25 protein-coding genes are annotated in these 25,399 nt (G+C 35.5%); 13 read left to right on the top strand and 12 right to left on the bottom strand.

Annotated elements, in window-relative coordinates; translation table 11 throughout:
• The first annotated feature begins 1 nt into the window (after position 1).
• Positions 2 to 1,342: a vanadium-dependent haloperoxidase gene (locus tag AC13DP_RS21980; RefSeq protein ID WP_347405680.1), complete on the top strand. Its 1,341-nt coding sequence runs from the start codon at positions 2 to 4 to the stop codon at positions 1,340 to 1,342.
• 4 nt (positions 1,343 to 1,346) lie between these two features.
• Positions 1,347 to 2,246, top strand: a complete 900-nt coding sequence (locus AC13DP_RS21985) for a GyrI-like domain-containing protein (RefSeq protein WP_228252164.1) — start codon at positions 1,347 to 1,349, stop codon at positions 2,244 to 2,246.
• 587 nt (positions 2,247 to 2,833) lie between these two features.
• Here AC13DP_RS21985 and AC13DP_RS21990 read toward each other — a convergent pair.
• Positions 2,834 to 3,496: a gluconate 2-dehydrogenase subunit 3 family protein gene (locus tag AC13DP_RS21990; RefSeq protein ID WP_013071866.1), complete on the bottom strand. Its 663-nt coding sequence runs from the start codon at positions 3,494 to 3,496 to the stop codon at positions 2,834 to 2,836.
• Between the two features lie 9 nt (positions 3,497 to 3,505).
• Positions 3,506 to 5,242, bottom strand: a complete 1,737-nt coding sequence (locus AC13DP_RS21995) for a GMC oxidoreductase (RefSeq protein ID WP_013071865.1) — start codon at positions 5,240 to 5,242, stop codon at positions 3,506 to 3,508.
• A 118-nt stretch (positions 5,243 to 5,360) separates the two neighbouring features.
• Here AC13DP_RS21995 and AC13DP_RS22000 point away from each other — a divergent pair, with 118 nt between their 5' ends.
• The 8 genes from AC13DP_RS22000 to AC13DP_RS22035 all read left to right on the top strand — a co-directional run bounded on the left by AC13DP_RS22000 (position 5,361) and on the right by AC13DP_RS22035 (position 12,961).
• Positions 5,361 to 6,362, top strand: a complete 1,002-nt coding sequence (locus AC13DP_RS22000) for a sugar phosphate isomerase/epimerase family protein (RefSeq protein ID WP_483068499.1) — start codon at positions 5,361 to 5,363, stop codon at positions 6,360 to 6,362.
• 13 nt (positions 6,363 to 6,375) lie between these two features.
• Entirely contained in the window at positions 6,376 to 7,602 is a 1,227-nt protein-coding gene (locus tag AC13DP_RS22005; RefSeq protein ID WP_013071863.1) for a nucleoside permease, read from the top strand.
• 13 nt (positions 7,603 to 7,615) lie between these two features.
• Positions 7,616 to 8,755, top strand: coding sequence for a Gfo/Idh/MocA family protein (locus AC13DP_RS22010; RefSeq protein WP_272957033.1), 1,140 nt, complete (start codon positions 7,616 to 7,618; stop codon positions 8,753 to 8,755).
• Positions 8,756 to 8,773: 18 nt separating this feature from the next.
• Positions 8,774 to 9,829 (top strand): sugar phosphate isomerase/epimerase family protein, encoded by a 1,056-nt coding sequence (locus AC13DP_RS22015; RefSeq protein WP_228252161.1) that lies wholly within the window; start codon positions 8,774 to 8,776, stop codon positions 9,827 to 9,829.
• A 65-nt stretch (positions 9,830 to 9,894) separates the two neighbouring features.
• The gene (locus AC13DP_RS22020; protein ID WP_347405685.1) at positions 9,895 to 10,650 is read left to right on the top strand and encodes a 3-keto-disaccharide hydrolase; all 756 of its coding nucleotides are present in this window, start codon (positions 9,895 to 9,897) and stop codon (positions 10,648 to 10,650) included.
• A gap of 267 nt (positions 10,651 to 10,917) precedes the next feature.
• The gene (locus AC13DP_RS22025; protein ID WP_347405686.1) at positions 10,918 to 11,526 is read left to right on the top strand and encodes a superoxide dismutase family protein; all 609 of its coding nucleotides are present in this window, start codon (positions 10,918 to 10,920) and stop codon (positions 11,524 to 11,526) included.
• 98 nt (positions 11,527 to 11,624) lie between these two features.
• Entirely contained in the window at positions 11,625 to 12,155 is a 531-nt protein-coding gene (locus AC13DP_RS22030; RefSeq protein WP_013071858.1) for an RNA polymerase sigma factor, read from the top strand.
• The gene (locus AC13DP_RS22035) at positions 12,155 to 12,961 is read left to right on the top strand and encodes an anti-sigma factor (RefSeq protein WP_347405687.1); all 807 of its coding nucleotides are present in this window, start codon (positions 12,155 to 12,157) and stop codon (positions 12,959 to 12,961) included. Before AC13DP_RS22030 ends, AC13DP_RS22035 begins: the two co-directional genes overlap by 1 nt.
• A 310-nt stretch (positions 12,962 to 13,271) precedes the next feature.
• Here AC13DP_RS22035 and AC13DP_RS22040 read toward each other — a convergent pair whose 3' ends face one another.
• The 7 genes from AC13DP_RS22040 to AC13DP_RS22070 all read right to left on the bottom strand — a co-directional run bounded on the left by AC13DP_RS22040 (position 13,272) and on the right by AC13DP_RS22070 (position 20,365).
• Positions 13,272 to 14,024, bottom strand: a complete 753-nt coding sequence (locus AC13DP_RS22040; RefSeq protein ID WP_347405688.1) for a LytR/AlgR family response regulator transcription factor — start codon at positions 14,022 to 14,024, stop codon at positions 13,272 to 13,274.
• A gap of 8 nt (positions 14,025 to 14,032) precedes the next feature.
• Complete coding sequence (locus AC13DP_RS22045) at positions 14,033 to 14,329, bottom strand: 2TM domain-containing protein (protein ID WP_013071854.1); 297 nt, start codon at positions 14,327 to 14,329, stop codon at positions 14,033 to 14,035.
• A gap of 16 nt (positions 14,330 to 14,345) precedes the next feature.
• Complete coding sequence (locus AC13DP_RS22050; protein ID WP_347405689.1) at positions 14,346 to 14,618, bottom strand: 2TM domain-containing protein; 273 nt, start codon at positions 14,616 to 14,618, stop codon at positions 14,346 to 14,348.
• An 11-nt stretch (positions 14,619 to 14,629) separates the two neighbouring features.
• Entirely contained in the window at positions 14,630 to 15,961 is a 1,332-nt protein-coding gene (locus tag AC13DP_RS22055) for a 2TM domain-containing protein (protein ID WP_347405690.1), read from the bottom strand.
• Positions 15,962 to 16,016: 55 nt separating this feature from the next.
• Entirely contained in the window at positions 16,017 to 16,637 is a 621-nt protein-coding gene (locus tag AC13DP_RS22060) for a hypothetical protein (protein WP_347405691.1), read from the bottom strand.
• Positions 16,638 to 16,738: 101 nt separating this feature from the next.
• Positions 16,739 to 18,901 carry a TonB-dependent receptor gene (locus AC13DP_RS22065; protein ID WP_347405692.1) on the bottom strand — a complete coding sequence of 721 codons (2,163 nt, stop codon included), beginning with the start codon at positions 18,899 to 18,901 and terminating at the stop codon, positions 16,739 to 16,741.
• A gap of 156 nt (positions 18,902 to 19,057) precedes the next feature.
• A complete protein-coding gene (locus AC13DP_RS22070) occupies positions 19,058 to 20,365 on the bottom strand; it encodes an NAD(P)/FAD-dependent oxidoreductase (protein WP_228252153.1) in 1,308 nt (435 codons plus the stop codon).
• Between the two features lie 126 nt (positions 20,366 to 20,491).
• On the opposite strand from AC13DP_RS22070, the gene AC13DP_RS22075 reads away from it, so the two are divergent.
• Together AC13DP_RS22075 and AC13DP_RS22080 are read left to right on the top strand one after the other, a co-directional pair.
• The gene (locus AC13DP_RS22075; protein ID WP_013071848.1) at positions 20,492 to 20,986 is read left to right on the top strand and encodes an RNA polymerase sigma factor; all 495 of its coding nucleotides are present in this window, start codon (positions 20,492 to 20,494) and stop codon (positions 20,984 to 20,986) included.
• A 2-nt stretch (positions 20,987 to 20,988) separates the two neighbouring features.
• Complete coding sequence (locus AC13DP_RS22080) at positions 20,989 to 21,630, top strand: hypothetical protein (RefSeq protein ID WP_013071847.1); 642 nt, start codon at positions 20,989 to 20,991, stop codon at positions 21,628 to 21,630.
• Between the two features lie 33 nt (positions 21,631 to 21,663).
• Here AC13DP_RS22080 and AC13DP_RS22085 read toward each other — a convergent pair whose 3' ends face one another.
• Complete coding sequence (locus AC13DP_RS22085) at positions 21,664 to 22,476, bottom strand: lysophospholipid acyltransferase family protein (RefSeq protein ID WP_347405693.1); 813 nt, start codon at positions 22,474 to 22,476, stop codon at positions 21,664 to 21,666.
• A gap of 188 nt (positions 22,477 to 22,664) precedes the next feature.
• The gene (locus tag AC13DP_RS22090) at positions 22,665 to 23,303 is read right to left on the bottom strand and encodes an NUDIX hydrolase (protein ID WP_347405694.1); all 639 of its coding nucleotides are present in this window, start codon (positions 23,301 to 23,303) and stop codon (positions 22,665 to 22,667) included.
• Here AC13DP_RS22090 and AC13DP_RS22095 point away from each other — a divergent pair.
• Complete coding sequence (locus tag AC13DP_RS22095; protein ID WP_347405695.1) at positions 23,302 to 24,060, top strand: peptidylprolyl isomerase; 759 nt, start codon at positions 23,302 to 23,304, stop codon at positions 24,058 to 24,060. The genes AC13DP_RS22090 and AC13DP_RS22095 overlap by 2 nt on opposite strands.
• A 590-nt stretch (positions 24,061 to 24,650) precedes the next feature.
• Here AC13DP_RS22095 and AC13DP_RS22100 read toward each other — a convergent pair.
• Positions 24,651 to 25,364, bottom strand: a complete 714-nt coding sequence (locus AC13DP_RS22100; protein ID WP_347405696.1) for an RDD family protein — start codon at positions 25,362 to 25,364, stop codon at positions 24,651 to 24,653.
• Between the last annotated feature and the right edge of the window lie 35 nt (positions 25,365 to 25,399).

Consider the following 25,399-nt stretch of genomic DNA (forward strand, 5'->3'; position numbering starts at 1 on the left):
TATGAAAAAAGTTCTAGTATTACTTTTAACGATATCGTTATTCACAGGATGTGCCGATGAAAAAAGCGCATCTAAAAAATCTGTTGCGATAAGTGCGAATAATTATCACGAAGCTTTAGATAAAATCACCAACATCATGGTGCATGATATATTCTCTCCGCCGGTAGCAAGCCGAATTTACTCCTATTCCAATCTTGCTGCTTACGAAATTGTAGCGCAGCATAATCCGGAAATGAATTCATTAACAAAAACTATAAATGCAGATATAGAAATCCCTGTATTAGATACAACGAAAGCTATCGATTATAGAATGGCCGCTTTAATCGCACAATTGGAAATTGGAAAAACACTTATTTTCTCTGAAGTTGAAATTAGCGATTACAGCGATAGTTTATTTGTAAACTGGAAAGAAAATAATGAGGAAATCTTTATTAACTCTGAAGCTTACGGCATGCAGGTAGCGAATGTTTTTAAGCAATGGATTGATAAAGACAATTACAAACAAACGCGAACAATGCCCAAATTTTCGGTGTATACTGAAGATGTTTCCAGATGGCAACCTACCCCACCCGCCTATATGGATGGGATAGAACCGCACTGGATGAAAATAAGGCCTTTTACCTTAGACTCTGCTTCACAATTTAAACCAAAAAGCCATCCTGAATTTTCTATGGAAGAAGGTTCACAGTTTTACAAAGAATTGATGGAGGTTTACGATGTGAGAAACCAGATGGAAGAAACAGGAAACAAATCTGAAGAAATGGCGATTGCTAAATTTTGGGATTGCAATCCTTATGTTTCTACACAACGTGGACATTTAATGTTTGCCACCAAAAAAATTACACCGGGTGGTCATTGGATTGGTATCACGAAAGTGGCTTGTAACAAGGCCAATCTAGACTTCGATAAAACCGTTTATGCGTATACTACTACGAGTATGGCAATTGCTGATGCTTTTATTAGCTGTTGGGATGAAAAGTATCGTAGTAATCTTGTACGCCCTGAAACATTGATCAATAAATTTATCGACGACCAGTGGAAACCGGTTTTACAAACGCCACCGTTCCCAGAGTATACCAGTGGTCACTCTGTAGTAAGTGGAGCTTCGGCAGAGGTCTTATCAAAACTATTTGGAGACCAATTTCATTTTTTAGACGATACTGAAGTTCCTTATGGATTACCAAAACGGGAATATGCCTCTTTTAGAAATGCAGCCAAAGAAGCGGCTTTAAGTAGACTATATGGTGGCATTCATTACCGGGCGGCTATAGAAAATGGTTTAGATCAGGGAATATCTCTGGGTAAACATGTGATTAATACGCTAGAGGTAAAAACGCTATAATCTGATGGGAAAAATTTTATCGGGTATTTTAATAGTTGGGATCATTGGTTTTTCCATCTGGTATTTTGCGGTTAAGCCCTACGACTACAGTATCGCATTTACCACCAATACCCCAGGTGGAATTATTTATGAAAGAATTGAATATTGGCAATACGAGCATTTTGATAAAGCCGAAATTTTGGAGGAAAACTTTGATGAACAGGTTAAACATCTAGTTAAATTTCAGGATACCCCCCTAATTATCGATTGGAATATTAGTCAGCTCAACGATTCCGTAAACAAGGTAAAAGCTATTGTTAGCCATCCAGAAAGCTTAATTTCCAGTCGGTTTTCTATACTAATTGGTGAAAATAAAGAACAGGATAGCCTTAAAAAAGAGCTTGAAATAATCAGAAAGTCTCTTGATAAAGAAAAAAACAATTATAATATTGAGATTATTGGCGAAACAAAGGCGCCAAAAGCCGACTATTGCGCCTGCATAGGTTTAAAAGGAAAGCTTCAACAAAAAGCAATGCTTATGATGACCAATATTGGTTATTTATCGGATTATGTTTTAGAGCATGATCTTGAAATGCCCGCAAAGCCAAGAGTTCTGGTAAAAAGTTGGGACAAGGGGACCAATGAAATTAAATTCGATTTTTGTTTTCCGATTGTTAAAAAAGAGGGACTACCAGAAACCGAAAAGATCAAATTAAGAACATTACCATCGTTTAATGCAGTGCATACGATTTTTAATGGGAACTATCTTTTTACACACTTCGCCTGGTATAAATTGCAGGATTATGCCAAAGCAAATCATTTAAAAATTAGTGATCAGGTTCTTGAGGTATTTAATAATAATCCTGAAATGGGTGGAAACTCCATCGAATGGACAACCGATATCTATACCTTAATAAGAGATTAACAGTCAAGAAAAATGCTGGACTATAAATGAATTTATCTGTTCGTCCTATAAAACTTTTATAATGCCAATAATTGGAAATAATGAGATTTTTCAGGTTTTAAGCCTTAATTTTTGAAAAACTTACAGGCGCTATTTGGTACTCAAAAAAGAATATATAAAAAGTATATCGAATAATTCCAATCCATTCTTTTTTCTTGTTTCATTCAGTGAAGCGTTCTTGATTCTTTAACCGGACAACGGTGATTGATTTGCTAACTTTGCTAAGATTTTCAAATCAGTAATAATAACTTTTTAAATGACGTTTTTTAAATAAAATTTTAGAAAACCGACGTCAATAAACTATTTCAGGGCGTGTCTATAATGCATCCTTGTATATTTATTTTTTATCGAGACATCTTGAATAGCAGCTACTTTAGATGGGAAAGTGGGTATTATCAATATATGGTGCTACCAATAAAAAAGCTGTCCCTTTTAGAAGAGACAGCTTTTTTCGGATAATTAGTAATTTAGATTACCTAAATTTAAGCTATAACAATATACTTTAATTTGCTTTAATATTAAAACTAAAGTATTTTATTTTGAGAAATTTAAAGCGACATGGCTTTACCTCCCCCCAGTTCTTCAACCGGGCCACAAGGAATGTATTCTCCTGGGATAGGATCGTACCAAAGTACATTTTCCCCAATTTGTTCACTAGTTTTCCAAGCCCAGATTCCCAAATCCCTTACCGTTTCTAAATAAGCAAGGGCTCCAGAATCTTGATTCATTTCTTCTCCTAATTCTTCTTCATCAGGAGTTTGTTCTTGTGGGTCTTGAGTTTCGGTATTCCTTTTTGGTCTAAAGCTTTCCCTTTCTTCCGGAGTAGCTTTTAAATATTTTGCGATGATTTTATCAAATTCCTCAGGAGTTCCATTACCCGGATCTTTATCAAATTCCTTTTTAAAAGCACTGGCAAAAGCATCTGCCGATTTCTTAAATTCTTTTTGCTGCGACTCGGGAGCTACTTCAGCCATATAAGAATCTATAAATTCAGGTATATTTAATTCACTTGCTCCCGCAGTATCTGTTTTAGGCAAAATAATGTCCAAAACTTCTTTCAGAATAAAACCGTTTGATGCGCTGAGATAAGTAGGCTGCCAATTGTAAGTAGGTTCATTCTTACAGCTTTGTAGTAAACTTAAAGTACTTGGCCCAACGACCATCACTCCAGCTCCTAATCCTATATTTCTTAAGGCCTGTCTTCTATTCATGATTTTGGTTTAAGCGTTAGACGAATTTTTAAAGTTTTTGGAAGCGTGATCTGCTGCTCTGGCAGTCATAGCCATATAAGTTAACGAAGGGTTCTGGCATCCAGAAGATGTCATAAAAGAACCATCTGTAACATACACGTTTTTCACGGTGTGTAGCTGGTTATTACCGTTTAGAACCGAAGTTTTTGGATCGCGGCCCATTCTTGCAGTTCCCATTTCGTGAATTCCAAGACCAGGAGCGCCAATATTATCGTAAGAAGAAATTTCACGGCAACCTGCTTTTTCTAGCATAGCTACAGCCTGTTCTTTCATATCCTTACGCATTTTAAGCTCATTTTCTTTGAACTCAGCATCAAAAGTTACGGTAGGTAATCCCCACTTATCTAACTTATCATAATCCAAAGTCATTTTATTATCATGGTAAGGAAGACATTCTCCAAAAGCTAAAAGACCCATAGTCCAGCCACCAGGCTTAACAATAGCTTCTTTCATTTCTTTACCATAACCCAGCTCGGCAATAGCCTCCTGCCAGTCTCCACGGCTAGCACCTCCCTGGTAACCATAACCTCTAATAAAATCCAAACCTTCGTTATCTTTTAGATTCCTAAAGCGAGGAAGGTAAATTCCGTTAGGCTTTCTTCCTTTGTAGTAAGAATCCTCAAATCCGTCAAACTTACCTGAGGCTCCAACCAAGAAATGGTGATCCATCACATTATGTCCTAGCTCTCCACTATCGTTTCCTAAACCATCAGGAAATCGATCAGACTTTGACTGCATTAAAATACTGGTAGAAGCAATAGCCGAAGCACAAAGGAAAATAACATTGGCTTTAAATTCCATTTCTTCTTTCGTCTCTGTATCAATTACTTTTACTCCTGTTGCTTCCTTGGTGTCCGGATCGTATAATACTTCACTTACAATAGAATAAGGTCTTAGTGTCATATTATTCGTTTTACTCGCCGCTGGTAATGTAGAAGACGGACTGCTAAAATAACCTCCATAAGGACAGCCTCTTATACAACGATTTCTAAACTGACAATTAGAGCGACCTTCAAATTTTTTATCTCCGGTTATATGCGCTACCCGACCTGCCGTTAACACACGACCATCAAAATTTTCAGCAATTTTTTCTCTTATATGTTCTTCTACACAGTTTAGATCCATCGGCGGAAGAAAATTCCCGTCAGGTAACTGAGAAAGCCCTTCTTTGCGACCACTTACCCCTATGTAAGATTCTACATAGTCGTACCATGGTGCGATATCTTTATAACGAATGGGCCAGTCTACTGCAACACCATCTTTTTTGTTTGCATTAAAATCAAGATCACTTAAACGATAACTATGGCGTCCCCACATGATTGATCGTCCACCAACATGATATCCACGCATCCAATCAAACCTTTTAGTTTCGTTATAGGGGTGATCTATATCATCAACAAACCAGTGTGCACTGGCCTTATTTGTGGTATATCCTGTACGTGCCTGTTTTTGTTGACGAGCGGCTTCTTCTCGCGTTTGTTGCCCTTTAAACTTATAATCCCAGGGATCATCATTCATCGTAGGATAGTCTTTTACATGTTCTATCATACGACCTCTTTCTAATACAAGGGTTTTAAACCCTTTTTCACATAATTCTTTCGCGGCCCATCCTCCGCTAATACCTGTTCCTACCACAATGGCATCGTAGGTATCGTTTTCGTAATAACTTTTGCTCACGGTAATGTTATTGGTTAATAATTTGATCATCGAATCTTCTCAAATATATAAATTATTGCGTATAATTTCACATCTTTGAAAAAAACAATACATTTATAACTGCAAAAAAATTGATCTCACATTATTTTAAAACATATTAACAGATTATATGAATAATAAATTATCCCGATTCCGCATCTTAGTTTTGGGGGTAATTGTCTTTAATTTATCCTTGCTTTCCTGTAAAAATAAGGAAACTGAAAATAAAGACAACAGCTCCGCAGCCATTGATTCTACTGAAAGCAATGAGCCTTTTTTTAAATTGAGCTTGGCTCAATGGTCATTAGAAAAACCTATTCACGAAGGCGAATTAGATCCTGTTGATTTTGCTGAAAAAGCTAAAGAATTAGGATTTAATGGTATTGAATATGTAAACCAACTTTATTTTGATAAATATCGAAATTCTAATGATCCGGAAGCTGCTTTTTCCCAACTTTTAGATACGCTAAAAGCAAAAAGTGAGCAATTTAATGTTAAAAACGTATTGATAATGGTTGATGGCGAAGGTGATTTAGCAGCTATCGATGATAAGGACAGAGAAGATGCCGTAGAAAAGCATAAACGTTGGGTAGATGCCGCCAAATTTTTAGGTTGTCATGCTATTCGTGTGAATTTATTTGGTAGTGATAATGAAGCCGAATGGAAATCTAACGCCGTAAAAGGTCTTACCGAATTATCTAAATATGCTGCTACCCAAAAAATTAATGTTTTGGTTGAAAACCACGGTGGCTTATCCAGTAATGGAAAATTACTTGCTGAAGTTATGGAAGAAGTAGATCTGCCCAATTGCGGTACCCTTCCTGATTTCGGTAATTTCTGTTTACGCAGGAAAGATGGTAAAATGTGGGGAGCAGAGTGTATAGAAGAGTATCCCACTTATCAGGGAATCGAAGAAATGCTTCCTTATGCCAAAGCCGTTAGTGCAAAAACTTATGAATTCGACGAGAATGGGAAAGAAACTACTCTTGATATAAGACGAATTTTAAAATTGATAAAAGAATCCGGTTATACCGGGTGGATTGGTGTGGAATACGAAGGTACCGATATAACGCCAGAAGAAGGAATCCTAAAAACAAAAGAACTATTATTAAAAGAAGCAAAGCAGCTTTAAACATTACTATACTATGAAGAAACTGGTAAGATTTCAACTATCGCTAATGATGTTTTTAGAATTTTTCATTTGGGGTGGTTGGTTTGTAACATTAGGTACATTTTTGGCCGATAATTTACAGGCAACCGGGGCAGAAACTGCTTTGGCTTTCTCTACACAATCCTGGGGCGCCATTATAGCTCCATTTATTATTGGGCTGATTGCTGATAGATTTTTTAATGCTGAGCGAATTTTAGGGGTACTGCATTTAATAGGTGCCATATTAATGTATATGATGTACAGCTCTGTAGATTTCGGTAGTTTTTACCCCTATGTTCTTGGTTACATGGTATTATACATGCCCACTTTAGCCTTGGTAAATTCTATTTCTTTTGCACAAATGAAAGATCCATCAAAAGAATTCTCTAATATTAGAGTTTTTGGAACCATTGGCTGGATTATTTCTGGAGTAGTAATTAGTACCGTATTTGCATGGGACGCTCCAGAAGCAAGAGCTGAAGGGATGCTAAAATATACGTTTTTAATGGTAGCCATTGCATCTGCATTTTTAGGCCTTTTTAGTTTTACCTTACCAAAAACACCACCATCTGGAAAAGGCGAAAAAATTACCATTAAAGATATACTTGGATTAGAAGCTATCGGACTCCTAAAGAACAGGAACTTTTTTATGTTCTTCTTATCCTCAATACTAATTTGTATACCACTTGCTTTTTATTATCAAAATGCGAATCCGTTTTTAGCCGAAGTCGGTATGGGAGCCCCAACGGTAAAAATGGCAATTGGTCAGGTTTCCGAAGCACTATTCCTTTTACTTATACCATTTTTCTTTAAACGCTACGGTTTTAAAATTACATTAATAGCTGGAATGTTGGCATGGACGATAAGATATTTATTGTTTGCCTATGGAAATGCAGACGAGTTAGTGTTTATGCTCTACATTGGTATTGCATTACATGGGATATGCTATGATTTCTTCTTTGTATCCGGACAAATTTATACCGACTCTAAGGCCGGTCCAAAAATTAAAAGTGCCGCACAGGGTTTAATTACACTGGCTACCTATGGTGTTGGAATGCTAATAGGCTTCTGGGTAGCAGGACAAATTAGCGATATGTACCTTAACGCAGATGGTACTCATGACTGGACTAATATCTGGATCGTACCAGCTGGATTTGCCTTTGTGGTAATGATCATTTTTGCTATCTTTTTCCGAAATGAAAAAGTCGAATATTCTGAATAAAAATTAAAATAAAATGGGAAAGAAAATTAAACTGGGCATCCTTGGAGGTGGCGGTGATTCATTAATTGGTGTTTTACATCGTGTAGCTTCTTCAATGTTCGATAAGTTTGAGGTTGTTGGAGGTGTTTTTAATACCGATAAAAATGAAAGTATACGATTTGCTGAAGAAATTGGAATTAGCACCAATCATATTTATGCTAATCTTGATGAGCTCATTGAAAAAGAGAAAAGCTTACCTGAAGAAGAACGTATAAAAGTAGTATCCGTACTTACCCCAAATTTTCTTCATTTTTCGATGGCTAAACAACTATTGGAAAACGGATTTCATGTGATTTGTGAAAAACCAATGACCACTACGTTAGAAGAAGCTAAAATTCTTAAGAAAACCTCAGATAAAGCGGGGAAAGTCTTTGCGGTTACCTACACGTATACGGGATATCCAATGGTACGCCAAATGAGGGAAATGATCACTTCAGGAAAGCTTGGAAAAATTCAGAAAATAGATGTTCAGTATTATCAGGGTTGGATAAACCCCATTATTCATGATAAAGAACAACGAAATACTATTTGGCGACTCGATCCTGAAAAATCTGGAATAAGCTGCTGTATTGGTGATATTGGTACTCATGCTTATGACATGATTGAATATATAACAGGCATGGAGGTTAAAAAGATCCTTGCAGATCTAAATTATCTTTACGAGGATAACGCAATGGATATCGATGGCACCGTGTTACTAAGACTTGACGATCAGGTTAAAGGTGTGCTTAGAGCTAGCCAGATCGCCACCGGAGAAGAAAATAATTTTACCGTAAAAGTTTACGGGGACAAAGCCGGAATAAAATGGGAACAGGAAAACCCTAATTACCTTTATTTAATGGAAGAAGGTAAACCTTTACAGATCTTAAAACCAGGACATGCCTATAACAGTGATTTTTCACTAAGCGGAACAAAACTACCACCAGGACATCCTGAAGGAATTTTTGACTCTATGGGTAATATTTATCATGGGGTGGCAAAAGCAATTTTAGGAGAAAAGGCTTTTGATGGCGAATACCCAACCATTATCGATGGTTTACGAGGAATGAACTTTATCGAAAAAGCGGTAGAAAGCCATAAGAAAGGTAATGTTTGGACAAATATAGACGATTAATCTGCAAAAAATTAACCAATGAAAACGATAAAAGGACCTGCAGTTTATTTAGCTCAGTTTATGGATACTAAAGCTCCATTTAACAGCTTAGACGGGCTTTGCCAATGGGCTGCAGATTTAGGATACAAAGGAATACAAATCCCTACCTGGGAGTCGGCACTAATCGACCTTAAAAAAGCAGGAGAAAGCAAAACCTATTGTGACGAGCTTAAAGGAAAAGTTGAATCTTACGGATTAGCAATTACCGAGCTTTGTACACATCTACAGGGACAGCTGGTTGCCGTACATCCTGCCTACGATATCATGTTTGATAATTTTGCTCCAGATGAATATAAGGGCAATCCTAAAGCCAGAACACAATGGGCTATAGAACAACTAAAAAGTGCTGCTAAGGCCAGTCGGAATTTTGGACTGGATGTACATGGTACTTTTAGCGGCTCTCTTTTATGGCATACCGCTCACCCATGGCCGCAACGACCAGATGGTCTTGTTGAACTTGGTTTTAAAGAATTAGCGAATCGATGGCTGCCAATTCTAGATGTTTTTGATGAACAGGGAGTCGACCTTTGTTATGAAATTCATCCCGGTGAAGATCTTCACGATGGTGATACTTTTGAGCGCTTTCTAGCGGAAACAAATAATCACAAAAGAGTTAATCTTCTTTACGATCCAAGCCATTTTGTGCTACAACAATTAGATTATTTAACATATATCGATCATTATCATGAGTTCATTAAAATGTTTCATGTGAAAGATGCCGAGTTTAATCCTACCGGTAAAAAAGGAAGCTTTGGTGGATATAATGATTGGATAGACCGTGCGGGTAGATACCGCCATCCTGGTGACGGTCAGGTAGATTTTAAAACGATTTTCTCTAAATTAACCCAATATGGATGTGATGTCTGGGCGGTAATGGAATGGGAATGTTGCATAAAATCTCCCGACCAGGGAGCTAAAGAAGGAGCTCCATTTATACAAAGCCATATTATCGAAGCCACCCAGAAAAAATTTGATGATTTCGCAGGATCCGAAATTAACGAAGACCATCTTAAAAATATTCTGGGATTAAAATAAATATTCAAAATCAATACCACCGAGAACTATTATCTCAAATAATTTTAACCTTAACCTAACCGTAAATGAAAAAATTAGGATTAGTACTATTAGCTGCTGCTGTAACAACAATTAGCTGCAAAAATTCTGAATCTGAGAATTCAGAAAAATCAAATGAAAACAAGGAAAATGTCGTTACCGGTAAACCGGCTCCAAATAGTGATTGGAATGATCTTACTACAGGTGATATAAATGATCACTGGAAAGGCTATAACCGTGATTCTATTACACAATGGACGCTAAACGACGGGACTTTACATTTTGTCCCGAAAGAAGGAAGAAATCAAAGTGAAAATTTAATTACGAAAAACAGTTATACCGATTTTGAACTTTCCATGGAATGGAAAATTTCTGAAGGTGGAAATAGCGGATTTATGTGGGCTGTAGTAGAAGACAAAGACCTAGGTGAGCCTTATTTAACCGGTCCTGAAATCCAGGTATTGGATAATGAAAAACATCCAGATGGTAAAAATGGTCCTAATCGTCACGCCGGTGCTCTATATGACATGGTTGCTCCTCCTGAAAATGTCACCAAACCAGTAGGAGAATGGAATAGCGTTGTTTTAAAAATAGATCATAAAACTAATGAGGGCTCTGTGACTCAAAACGGAGTAAAAATCGTTGAATTTCCTGTTGAAGGAGAAGGATGGGAAGAACTTGTTAAGAATTCAAAATTTGCGGACTGGGATCGATTTGGAAAATCTAAATCTGGTCATATTGCTTTACAGGATCATGGTCACGAGGTTTGGTTTCGAAATATTACGATTAAAGAATTAAACTAGTTTTTAGTTTTTATAAAGAACCGCGCTGCTATGCGCGGTTCTTTTTTTGCCTTACTATCCTACTATACCCAGGCTGAAAAACTTAAATACTAACAAAAACAGGGATATAATTTTAAGTAATGAAACTTTATTTAAAAGTATTAATACTATAAGTTTAAAACTGAATTCTAAAGGGGTTTTGACTGTTAAGCTTGCCTTAAATACTTGCATTCCTTTCCTAATCTTGGTACATTCGTTATGATTAATTGTAAAACCAATCAGGAAATTATGAAACGTATTAGCTTACCGCTACTTTTTTGTGCTACGCTTTTTATAACCAGTTGTAAAAACGAAAAAAAAGAAAGTGATAGTACAGAATTAGAAGAGCAAACAACCGAAATGAGTTCTGATTCCAACAAAATGGAAGATGAAAATGCTGATGAGAAAAAATTAATGGTAACCTTAGAGCCAAAAAGTGACAGCAACCTTTCTGGAGAAGTAGTCTTTACTCAGAAAAATGGTGAGGTTACTATGGAAGCTACCATTATGGGACTTTCTGAAGGTAAACACGCTATTCACATTCACCAGAAGGCAGATTGCTCTGCTGCAGACGGTACATCCGCAGGTGGACACTGGAATCCTACCAATGAGCCTCACGGTAAATGGGGATCTGAAGATGGCTACCATAAAGGTGATATAGGAAATTTTGAAGTAGATGCTTCAGGAAAAGGTACGATTACTGTAACTACTGACGAGTGGTGTATAGGATGTGGCGACGATACTAAAGATATCGTAGGTAAAGCTATTATTGTACACGACGGTGTAGACGATTTTACCTCTCAGCCGTCAGGTGCTGCTGGTACCCGTGTGGGATGTGGAGTTATCGAAATGAAATAAAATTGGGGTAAAATCCTACAATTGAAAATAAAAGCAGCTAATTAATTAGCTGCTTTTATTTTTTTATCTATTTTTAAATAAACTAACCATTAAATTTTATGCAGCAGGATGGCTTAATTTTAGAGCTACAAAAAGGAAATCAAAAAGCCTTTGAGCGCATTTACCAACTTTACTCTGAAAGTACCTACGGTATCATTTTTAGCATTATTGGGGAAAAGGATATCGCAGAAGAGGTTTTACAAGATGTATTCATGAAAATATGGGAAAATGCGGAATCCTACGATTCCAGCAAAGGCCGATTTTTTACCTGGATCCTCAATATTGCCAGGAATGCTTCCATAGATAAGATAAGATCTAAAAGTTTTAAAAACAAAAAACAAAACCTCGCTGCAGATAATTTCGTAGATATATTAGAATCAAACTCTAATTTTAGTGCTAGTGCAGACGCCATAGGATTGAAAAAATATATCGAAATTCTGAAACCCGTTTGTAAAAAATTAATCGACCTATTATTTTTCAAAGGCTATACTCAAAAAGAAACCGCTGATGAATTAGAAATGCCTTTGGGAACGGTAAAAACCAGAAACAGGGCCTGTATTAATAAATTAAGAGAAATTATAGGAAACTAATGGCTAAAATAGAAGATTATATATCATCAGGTATTTTGGAACTCTATGTTTATGGCGCTCTTAGTGAAGCTGAAAGTCGCGAGGTGACCTCTATGCTTAAAGAATATGCCGAAGTTGAAAAAGAAGTAGAGGAAATTGAGGCTGCCCTTCAGAAACTTGCAATTGGAGTAGCCCCCTACAATCCTGAAGCATTATTAGCTTCACTTAAATCTAAACTTACTCCGCGTAATTCCGTTAGGTCTATCGCACCAAAAAGCACGCGTCGCGCTAAATGGGTAACATATATGGGGTGGGCTGCAAGTCTCGTACTTTTAATAGGCTTATTCTTTTTGTTCCAGCAAAACAGTGCGCTTAGAAGATCGTTAACCGAAGCGGAAACTAAGAATAGCATTATAGAGCAACAAATTGCGGATATTAGAGCAGATGCTGAAAATACAAAACAGATTTTAGCGGCACTAAGAGATCAAAATATTTCAAGAATACCATTACAGGGACAGGATGTAGCTCCTGGCGCCTATGCTACGGTATACTGGAATGATAACGAAGATACCGCATACATTGATGCCCTTGGCTTACCAGAACCACCAAGAGGTATGGTTTATCAAGTATGGTCGCTAACCATGCAACCATTAACACCAACGAGTATTGGTTTATTAGAGGATTTTGATGAAGCTGGATCTAAAATATTTAAGTTAGCCAATACTAATGAATCTGAAGCTTTTGGTATTACCCTGGAGCCTGAGGGCGGTAGCCAATCTCCTACCATGGAACAGTTATACGTGCTAGGTACAGTAGCAGCTCCTTAATACTTTTAGAACTATTTGGTGGTGCCTGTAAAACCAATATATTTGAGAATAAGAAAAGCCCTGCGAATGCAGGGCTTTTTCATAGGCGCCAGTAGTAAATTGCTAACTTTGAGTAAAGACGAAAGGCCTGTAAAAACAAGCCTTTCACCTAACCAACCAAAAAAATCAAAAACTCAAATCTGAAATTCGACCAAAAAAAACGATTCAAGTAGAAAGGCTTCTTTACTGCCCTTCATTTATATTTACGAAATAAAGTTTTATTTGGTTTTAAAAATATTGAGTTTTAACATTTTATTCTAACATCCTAAATCTAAGAAATCCAACTCTTAAAGTCCTTAACGCGTTCTCTACTCACAATCATTTGAAATTCTTTAAAATTCATGAGTTTAAGCTCTAATCTAGAGTTAGTATACGAAATAATATCTTTAATTGCTTTTAAGTTTACAATACACTTTCTATTAATTCTAAAAAACAGGCTAGGATCCAGATCTTTTTCAAGCTGCTCTAAAGAGGCATCCATTAGGTAAGCTCTACCTTCACTATTTTGGATATACGTGGCTTTATTTTCTGAATAAAAACAAACAATATCATCTACGTCTATAATTTTAAGATGCTGCCCTATCTGAATGGTAAATCTTGACTTATAATTACTGGAAGGGGAAAGATGAAGTAAATTTCTAAAATCATCTACATTTAATTGTACCGACTTTGACTGATGTGTTTCTTCAAATTTTTCGATGGCGTCATCCAGCTCCTCATCATCAATTGGTTTTAATAAATAATCTATGCTATTTAATTTAAAAGCTTTTAATGCATACTCATCATAGGCCGTTGTAAAAATAATTGCACTTTTCACTTTTACGTTTTCAAAAATTTCAAAAGAGAGTCCGTCACTTAGTTGAATATCCAGAAATATAAGATCTGGATGCTCATTTTTAGAAAACCAGGCAACCCCCTCGGCCACAGAATGAAGCATTACCACTACATCTAATTCTCTTTTATTTAGTAAACGATTTAATCGCCTTGCGGCGGGCTTTTCGTCTTCAACAATTACTACTTTCATGTAAAATATTATTCCCAGCGATGCTGATCATGTTCTTCATTCATGTATTCATTTATCTTTCGCTCTTCCCAATCCTTACTAAACATGGGATTTTTATCAAAAGCTTTTAAATAATCGAAAGCCAGGCCAATCCCCCACCCAAAGAAAACCCATAAAAACCAGGGATAACTTAAATCTATGGTGTACCAATTAATACCAAACAATAAAAGATTTACTACGATAAACACCATTAAGTGCGTATAAAAATCTTTAATTTTTTGCACTTTTCTTCGTGCTTCAATATATTTTTCTTCTGAATTTTTCATGATCGATGATTTACCTTTATTTATACAATATCTCTTTAATCTTACGCTCTTCCCAATCCCTTCCTAAAAAAGGATTTTTATTAAAAGCCTTTAAATAATCAAACGCCAAACCTATTCCCCATCCAAAAGTTCCACATAAAACCCATGGAAATTCGATATATTTTATCTGGTAGTTAATACTCAAAAAAACAAGATTAACGAGGATAAAAGTTACCAGGTGGGCGTAGAACTTTTTTATATTCTTTATTTTCTCTTGTGCTATAAAATATCTGTCTGCTAAATTTTTCATAATTAAGTATATTAATCTTCTTTGTTGATGATTTCTTTAATCTTACGTTCCTCCCAATCCTTTCCTAGAAAAGGACTATAGTTAAAAGCTGCAAAACCATGAAACAGTAATCCCAGTCCCCAACCTAGCGCCGGAAAAATAACCCATATAAAATCTGTAGTCAGATAATTAAAGACCGCTAGCACAGGAATTATTATACAATAAGACGTAAGGTTCCCGTAGAATTCTTTCTCTTTATGTACGCGTTCTTTTGCCTGTAAGTATCTTTGGCTATCTATTATTTTCATTTTTTCAGATTTTAAAGGTTTTAACTGGTTGGTTTGTTTTGTCAATAAAGGAAGACGCACCATAAACTCGTCTTCTGTTTTAATAATTTCCATTGTCCTTTTAGTAAGCAGGTTGTAGCGTTCTTTAATATTTACCAGGCCTACCCCACTTCCACTTTTTAAAATTTCTTTAGGCTGTAGGTTATTCTTCACCACAAGTACCCTATCCGCCTCGTAAATTGTAATAACCAAAGGAGAGTCGGGAGTTATTTTATTATGTTTTACAGTGTTTTCTAATAATAACTGTAGTGAAAGTGGTACCACCTTCGCTTCGGGATTTGAAAGTTGTTCAGGAAAATCATATATGATAGAATCTTCGAAGCGCATTTTTAAAAGATTCATATAGACTTTAGCAAATTTAAGTTCTTCTTCTATCGTTACCAGTTCTTTGCTTTTTTGCTCTAAAACATAGCGATATACTTTAGATAATGAACCGGTAAATTTTTGTGCCATATCAGGATCTTCATCAATTAAAGAACTCAACACATTCAGACTATTAAAAAGAAAATGAGGATCAAGCTGATTTTTAAGTGCATCAAATCTTGAAGTGGCTGTTCCTGCGATGATTTGCTGCTCTTTTACTTTTTCTTCCTGCCTGGCTCTAAAAAAATAAACAAGATGAAAAAACAAGGATATTACTGTACTGAACAATAGCGGAAATAAATAATATCTTAATTTCTCTTCACTTATAAATTCAGTAAGCGTTTTAGTTGGCACCAAGAGAACAATTTGTATAAGCCTACACAAAAAATAAGCTATAAGAGTTACTATTATTGATCCTGATGCTGAAAGGAAAACTCTTTTTGGCCCGGCATTTTCCCAACCTACATATTTCTCAAAAAGATCGGCATACAAAACATTTACAATGGTTAGGGATAAACTATAAAAAACCATTATTCCCCAATTTTCTAAATCTTTAAAATAATCAATTTTAAAGTCGTTAAAAATTAGGTTTATAATAAAAACCAAAATACTTACTATAAAACTAATCTTGATAATTTTATTTAGGGTTTGCATAGGATTGCTATTATGTTCTAAAAATACTCTAATTTTTAATTAAAATCTCTATACCCTAATTTTTGCAATCTTCTAAAGCTTTGACAGCCTGTTCTCTCCCCCAGTTTGGGTAAAACGGTGTATCGTTCTTAAACTCATCAAATAAAACGATAGAAGCTTTGATCTCTTTACAAATTGGTGTTGTATCCTTTCCAAAGAACTTTGCTCCTCCTAAATCAAATTGTGCTTTCTCAAATTTAATCCTTGGGTTTTTGGGCTCCAACTTTTCAGCTTTTGCATAAATCTCGTTGATTTTTGGCATATATTTTTGTCCGTTGACCATAGGATTTTGTGTAATTTTCACAGTATAGATAAGCGCCTCGAGCACTAAAAGTTCGGCATTTTCATCGGTTTTCATCAACGCTGATTGTAAAGCTGTTTCTGCTTTTTTTAGCTGATTTTCTAACATTTTTTGATCTTTAGTACTAAAGGCTGCCGTCGTATTTACCAATCCCAAATAATAATCGGGTAACCAGTTTTCCTTTTCTGCCGCCGCAATACGCTCAAAAATAGCACTAGCGGTTTCAACTTTATCTTCCTGCCAGTTTTGCATGGCTTTTTGCATGGCTTCTTCGTAACTCTGTGCAGATATCGCTTCAGAAATTGTAAGTAAAAATAGAATAATAAGTGTTTTCATTTTTTGATTGATTTTATTTCTTATTGTAAAATTGGATAAATAAAGGCTGCTTTTAAATAATAGCTTACTGAATCGTCGAATTTCAATACCGAATTGTAATTTTAAAGTTGATCCAACTGATTTCGCTTTTTATTATCACTTATCGTCCAAAAGAACCCCACAAAGAAAAACCTGTCGGCCGTGGGTCTAATTGCCTTTGCAGTGTATTTTCCTGAGGCATTTGGTGTGTTTGAGTAATCATATCCAAATACATTTTTAGTGCCCAGAATATTGGAAACCGAGACATAAAGAATTTGCTGTTTATTAAGTAAATATGCCCAGTTGAAATTCAAACTATGGTAAGATGAAGTTTTTTCACTCATAAAATTTGAAGTATTAGGGTTGTTATAGGGCCTGCCTGAATTAAAATTATAAGTAAATCCGGCCTGACTCCGTAAAGATTGAACCCAATATTTACTGACAATAGAAACATTGTGATTGGCTACATAATTTGGTGTTACCTTCTCTGGATAGTTTTGATATTTCCTTTTAGAATCGATAAAAGAATATGAAACCCAATAATCAAGATTTTTTAAATGCCCGTCACGCCAAAAAATATCGATCCCTTTGGCATAACCAGAACCATTGTTGCCAAAATTAGAATCATACGTAATTTCATCTCCTGTGTAGGTTAATAAATCGCGATATTTTTTAAAATAAGCCTCTGCTCTTAATGTAGTTGAAGCTTTTGAAAATTGATAATTAAGGATATAATGTGCTGCTTGTTGCTGAAATAAATCCTGATTAAATTTTAAATAATCCTGCCCTACCTGTTGCCTAAAGTTTCCATACGCTGTTGAAATTTGTTGATTTTCATCTATTCTATAGGCTAAAGATAAACGCGGACTCACATAAACTTTTTCCAACAGTGCGTCCCGGGTGGTTCTTACTCCCACTTTCGCTGCCAGATTCTGCGTAAAATAAACATCGGTTTCAGTAAATACTGAAAATAATCCTGAAGTATAATTCGGCTCAAAATCACCAGTGTCAGTTTGGTAATATTGATTAAAATTGGTATTAAAATATTCCGCTCCAAAATTCAATTTTATTTTATCAGTAAATCTTTTACTAAGCTTCGTTTTTAGATGAAAACTATTTTCGGTATCATCAACTATTTCAGCATTTTCTTCATTTTCTAAATTGATATCATTTTGGCTATTTCCGTAACTAATTCCGCCAAATAAGTGCCATTTGTTACCTAATGAATGCTGATAAGAAGAATTCATATAAAAATTATTGTTTTTTAAATCTACCGTTTGGGAAGCTCCATCGATAGGCTGCTCTACTGTAAAGGAAGAATAATCATAAGCGGTGTAGACTTTTAAAAGTCCGTTTTCAAACTGATTTCTAAAAACAGCTTCACCGGCAATGGACTGGAAAGGCTTATCAAATTTTATATTTTGATCGATTAAAGATTGATAAGGTCCAAGATTCACATAACTGGCATTTAGCGTGATTGAACTTTTTTCCCAGTTTTTAGTTTTACCAATCCCTAAACCTAAACTCATAAAGCTAAGTTCTGTATTATCTTCTTCGGCTTTTTCCTGAGTATCCATCACTAACACACTCGACAAGGCATTACCATATTCGGCACTGTAACCACCGGTAGAGAAAGACATTCCTTTAAATAAATAGGGAGAAAATCGCCCTCTGGAAGGAATATTTCTTACAGAAGCATTATAGGGCTGCGCAACTCTTAGTCCGTCTATAAAAGTTTGTGTTTCGCTGGCATCACCACCCCTTACAAATAAACGCCCGTCTTCGCCAACACTTTGCGTACCAGGCAGTGTTTCTAATGCCGCGATAATATTACCAACACTTCCGGCTGTAGTTACAATATCCAAAGGTTTTAAAACCGAAGCTTCGGAGGCAGTTCCTGCTTCAAAATTTCCTGCATTGATAATCACTGCATTTAAAGCATCAAATTTTTCTACAAGCTGAATTTGTAGGTTTTTGAAATCATTTATTTCTCCTGAAATTTCTTTGGTTTCAAAAGACAAAAATGAAATTACAAGGATTTGTGTTCCGGTTTTTTCAGAAGTAAAAACAAACTGTCCATTTTCCTCTGAAACAGCACCGTCATAAGTGCCTTTAATATAAATATTGGCTCCTACTACGGGCTGCTGTTTTTTATCCGTAATAATCCCAGAGATTTCGTGTTGCGCAAGCAATGATTGCGCACTAAAAATTGTAGCTAAAAGAAAAAGAAAGTAATTGAAGTTCATTTTTGATTGATTTTATACTCCAAAAATGCTTTAGGAATTCAATTACTTATAAAAAAGAAAACTGACCTGTGATTTTTTAATGACCAGTTGAAAAAACAAAACCCGAATCCTAGGATTCGGGTTTTAAAAATTTCTTCTTTCTGTCTTTATATCATGTTAAATCTTTTTCTGATCGGCTTCCAGATTTTCTCTATTCGATTTAAAAGGGCGGATAATAAGTCTTGCTGCACGATCATAATTTATATAATTGTATACCCAATTACAAAACGTCACCAATCTGTTTCTAAAGCCTATCAAAAACCAAAGGTGCACAAACATCCAGATAAACCAGGCAAAAAAGCCACCAAAAGCAGATTTACCGATATCAACCACCGCTTTATTTCTACCTACGGTCGCCATACTTCCTTTATCAAAATAATCAAACGGCTCTAATTTCTGATCATTCAAAATTCGTTTTAAGTTTTTAGCCAGATGTTTTCCCTGTTGAATAGCCGGTTGGGCCACCATAGGATGACCTTTAGGATAATCCTCTGTTTTCATTATGGCTATATCCCCTATTGCGAAAATATTTTCATAACCATTTACCTGATTAAATGCATTCACTTCATAGCGATTGGCCTTTTCGATCAATGCTGATGCATTTAAACCTTTTAGAGGGGCTCCAGTTACTCCTGCAGACCATATTAATGTTTCTGTTTTTAAAGCGAGATCGGTATTTGTGGTCACCAAATGCCCATCATAACTTTGCACCATGGTGTTTAAATGAATTTTCACTCCAAGATCTTCTAAAAATTTTTGTGCTTTCTTAGAGGATTTTTCACTCATGGGTGGTAATACTCTGCCCAAACCTTCTAGTAAGTGAATATTCATTTCAGCGGGATTAAGATCTGGATAATCTTTGGGAACAATATTATTCCGTAATTCGGCTATTGCACCACTAAGCTCTACCCCGGTAGGCCCTGCTCCTACTAATACAAAATTCAGTAAAGCTTTGCGCTTCTCTGGATCGTTTTCAATTACCGCTTGCTCCAGATTTTCCAGAATAAGACTTCGAATATTTAAGGCCTGCGGGACTGTTTTCATCCACATGGCATGTTCTTCTACCGTTTTATTTCCAAAGAAATTTGTTTTAGAACCTGTAGCAATAACCAGATAATCATAAATTATCTCACCAATACTGGTGTGTACGGTATTATTATCTGCATCTACAGACTTTACTTCTGCATTTCTAAAAAAACATTTTTCGGAATTTCGGGTAATTTTACGCAATGGGTAAGCTATCGAATCTGGCTCTAAACCTGAAGTAGATACCTGATATAAAAGGGGTTGAAAAGTGTGGTAGTTGTTACGGTCCAATAAGACCATTTGTACATCTTCGTGTAACAACTTTCTTGCAAGGGACATCCCGGCAAAACCTCCACCAATGATAACCACCCTGGGTAAATCTGTCCTGGGTATATTCATAACTATTGATTGGTTTCCCGTAAAGTTACGGCATATAGTACAAATAGCGAATGCATTAACTTGAATTTAAAATAATTTGTAACATTTTACATTTTATAACTACTTACCATTAGCTAACCAGTAATTGTGGATAAAGAATTAGAGCATCAGTTTGTTTCGAAGTTAGAGCGACACCAGAATATTGCGCATAAAATCTGTAGATTGTATACGCACGACAGGGAGTCGCATAACGATCTATTTCAGGAGATTACCATCCAGCTTTGGAAAGCCTATCCAAAGTTCAGGGGAGATGCTAAATTTAGTACCTGGATGTACCGCGTAGCTTTAAATACCGCAATTACTTTATATCGAAAAAAGAAAAGAGGAATTAGAACCCAAGATTTCGATACTGTTCATTTTAAAATTAAAACTGAAGAGTACGATGATGAGACCGAGCAACAATTAGGCCTAATGTATAATGCCATAAAAGAATTAAACGATATCGAAAAAGCACTTGTTTTTCTATATCTGGAAGACAAGAATTATAAAGAAATATCTGAAACTTTAGGGATAAGTGAGGTGAACGCCAGAGTGAAGATGAATAGAATAAAAACCAAACTTAAAAGTGTTTTAAATCCTTAACTATGGATGGATTAGAATTATTAAAAAAGAACTGGAAAAAACAGGAAGCCACACTTCCTAAAGTTTCCTATGACGAGATCTACAAAATGATCTGGAAACGATCTTCTTCTATTGTGAAGTGGATCTTTATTATAAGTATATTCGAATTTGTAATTGGTGTGTTATTGAATGTTGGCTTAGCTGACAAAGAATACTGGAATTCTTTAGAACAACTGGATCTAAAAGAAGTAACCATATGGATCTATGGGATAAATTATTTAATTACATTATTCTTTGTGTTTAGGTTTTATATGAACTATAGAAGAATAAACGCTACCAGTTCAGCTAAAAAATTAATGAGGGATATTATAAGAACCCGAAAAACGGTTAAATCATACATTCTGTATGTTTTAATCTCACTCGCTATAGTAACATTAGCCTATGTTTATATCATAATTTACCACCATATTCAAGATACCCAGGTTACTGATAACACTCCTTATGTTTTTGATGCCTTAGACTGGCTAAAATTTACGGGAATAACCGTCATTGCTATAGGTATATTTTTGGCTGTAATATGGTTTTTTTACCAACTCTTATACGGAATCCTACTAAGAAGATTAAAGAAAAATTATACGCAGTTAGAGAATTTAGACTGTGATTAAACACCTACAATAATTCTGTCTTATAAATGCCGTTTATTCTTCTTTGTAAGAATAGCGGCGTTTTTCATTTAAATGTTCTATTTCCTCTAATTCCTCTGCAGGTATTACTTTTAAGAATGAAGAATGCTGCTCGATGGCATATTCGATTTTTCCTACAATTTCCTCTACACTATCATTGTCATAATCAATGTCCAAAGGCTCTTTAACCTGAAAAGATTGTAAAATTCCGCGTTTTTTAATTCGCAATCCCTTTTTATCAAAAGAACGTCTAAAACCATCAATAACTATAGGTACCACAATTGGTTTGTATTGCTTAATTATATAAGCAGTTCCTTTTCTGATAGGCTTAAATGGCGTTGTGGTTCCCTGAGGGAAAGTAATTACCCAACCATCATCTAAAGCGATTCCAACATTTTTAGAATCGTCGGGATTTACTTTTCGTTTTACATCCTGACCTTTAGAGCGCCAGGTTCTTTCTACCTTAATAGCACCGGCATAAGCCATAATTCTTGCCAGTAAGCCGGCCCTCATGGTTTCTTTGGCCGCCACATAATAAATATTCATTTTAGGCTGCCAGATATAACCTATATTTTTTATACTATCTACCCTACCGCTAAGACTCGCATTAAAAACATGAAACATCGCTACTACATCAGCAAAATAAGTTTGATGGTTAGATACAAATAACACTCCGGTATCGGGGAGGTTTTTTATAATTTCTGAACCTTCAATACTTAATTCATTAAAACCTCGATAGCGCCTGTGCGTCATCAAACCGAATAAACGAATGAGCCACTTTTTTAAAAATAATATATGTCCAAATGGATTCTTTTTAAATAATCCCATAATTTCATTACTCTATTTATCGTCACCAATCCTTTTGTTGTAATACTAAAGCTTTACTCCCCCCATTCCCTCTATATATTAGGATGCCCGGGTTCATAATTCGTAAATTCACTCTAGGTTCCTGATTTCTAAATTCTCACGTTAAGTTTAAAATTTTCTGAAAACTCACAAATATAGGGATTCTTATTTTATAATATTTCCTGCAACATTTCTCTAAGCTCCCCTAACATCATTCCTGTTGCTCCCCAAACTACCTGATCGTTTAGTAAAAACGCAGGAACATCAATGTTTTTCATATAAGAAGTACTTAAGTTTCTGGTTACGAAATTATTGTCATCTAAAAAATCTTCCAGTTTTACCTCTAAGATATCTTCAACTTCAGATTCCTGGGGAACCAGGGTTGGTGTTTCTTCTAAAATACCTACAAAAGGATGTACCCAAAAATTACTGGGTGGAATATATAATTTCGACAATCCGCGAATTACTTCTATTTTTTCCATTGGGATTCCTACTTCCTCTTCAGTTTCCCTAAGTGCTGTTTCCGCTAAATCTCGATCCTCTTTTTCTACCCTTCCACCGGGAAAGCCAATTTGGTTAGAATGTACACCCTTATAGGTTTTACGTAGAATTAACACGAAATAAGTTTCATCGTACTTAGGATAAAAAACAGCCATTACTCCGGCTTGATTTGTTCTTTTTTCTGAAAAATCTATCTTTTTAAGCTCCTGAATCCTAATGGAAGGAGCTAATTTATTATGAGCAGTCTCGCCGGGAAGTTCTATTTTTTTTAAATTTGAAATTCTATTTTTAAACTCGAAAAAATCCATGTTTAAACGTATATCAGTACTCGTAATTTTAGCTGTTAGTATTTTTGCAAGTTGTGAAGATAAGAAAACTTCCAATGAAAATAATTCAGAAAACACATCAAAAGCAGTTAAAAATAGTCCAAACGATGAGGATTCTGCAAAATCTCAAATAGATTCAGCTAAAATTAAAAAAGAGAAAGAAAAAGCATTAACCGAAAAAGATACGGCATTTCCGATCCCTCAGGAAAAATTAATCCCGTTCTTAACCGAATATGGAAAACAAAACCCTGAAAATAAAGTGCGTATCACCACCTCTTTTGGTTCTTTTGAAGTAACCTTATATAAAGATACGCCTTTACACCGCGCTAATTTTATCATGCTGGTAAAAAATCATTATTTTGATCACACTTACTTTCACCGTGTAGCGCCAAATTTTGTTATTCAGGGTGGTAATTCTGATAACGCTTCTACCAACGAAAAACGCTATGCCATTGGAGATTACTTAATTCCAAATGAATTAGATGCTGGGCACACCCACGTACGTGGAGCCTTTTCAGCTGCCAAATATGCTGAACAGAATACCAGCAAAGCTTCCAGTCCGTTTGAATTTTTCGTGGTGTTAAATCCTAATGGTGCCCATCATTTAGACGACGAACATACCGTTTATGGTTACGTTTCTAAAGGAATGGATGTTGTAGATAAAATTTCTAAAGTAAAAACCGGCCAATCTGAATGGCCTATAGATAATATCGAAATGGAAGTTGAGATTATTGATTAGTCTTTCAGTAGGCAGTCTCAGTTGGCAGTGAGCAGTCTCAGTGCGCAGTATCAATTAGCGCTTGCATCAAACAGTTAGCAATTTAAGATAAGCGAAAAATCTACACGTGTTATGAAATTAAATAATTTTAATTGTAATTTGAAGTATAAACCAACATCATTTCTGATAGTAGGCATCATTATTTTAATTATCGGAATTCCTTTTGATTTATATGCATTGGACATTGAATGGTGGAGGAAGTTTAGGGGGGAGTTTTAGTTCTATTAGGAGTTGCTATTTTTCTTCCATTTTTTAATTATTGATAGAATTTTGGTAAATCGGATAAGTCCTCTTAAACTTTCTATTTTTGAATTGATTCTGAGCGTAATCACCTTATTATATGTATGGTTCGGATAATGAAAAATAATAATTTCTTTGGATTAGAATGTGAAAAAAAATTTAGATTCGATTCATATTTACGCTGCAATATTTTAAGAATGTCATGATTATATCTTTTAAAGCGATTACTAAGATACTTACATCCACTCAACAGTAAAAATCTAGCTTACTTTTAACTTCTTACTTCTTACTTCTTACTTCTTACTTCCACCCTACTGCTGGGTAAAATAATTATAATCTTCTATAACCTGTTTTATAAACGCCATAGGTTTTTCTTCAAATTTTACTCCTAGGACACTAGCTGTTTTTTCAGCCAGGGCAATGACGACATCGTGCCTTCCCTTTACTCTCGCAGTTCTATAAATTTCTTTTATATCCTGTACATCACGATCTTTTAAAACCGTTACTTGAGGATATTTAGGGACATAATTTTCAGGAATTTCTACAGCCAGTGTATTGGCCAAACTTACTTTTCTTTTTTCTGAAATTACCGTGGTTTTTGCAGCCATATCTCCTAAGCGCTGTCCCTTACCATTTAGTAAAATAGTGACCACTGCAATACTACCGCTCCCTATACTTATATCAATTATTCGCAATAACCATCGTATTAAATAATTTGAAAAAGCAGGACGGGATCCATCTAATTTTACCACTCTAATTTTTAACGCAGCTTTCCCCGGTGTTTTTCCTCCCCAAAACGTTTCGAATAATAAATAGTACAAAAAAACGGGCAGCCCAATCACCACATAGTATACCATTTCACCAAAACGATCGGCTTCCAGACCGGCCAATAGAAGCATAGATAAGATGGTATAGATGATGATGATAAAGAGATCCACCAGAAATGCTAAGATTCGATCTCCAATAGAGGCTGAATTTTGTTGAATTCCGATATTTTGAGCGGTTTCGATTTGAAAATTATCCATTAAATATGTTTCTTTGAGGATCTAATTTAATCCTG

Source organism: Zunongwangia sp. L-65 (assembly GCF_056859415.1).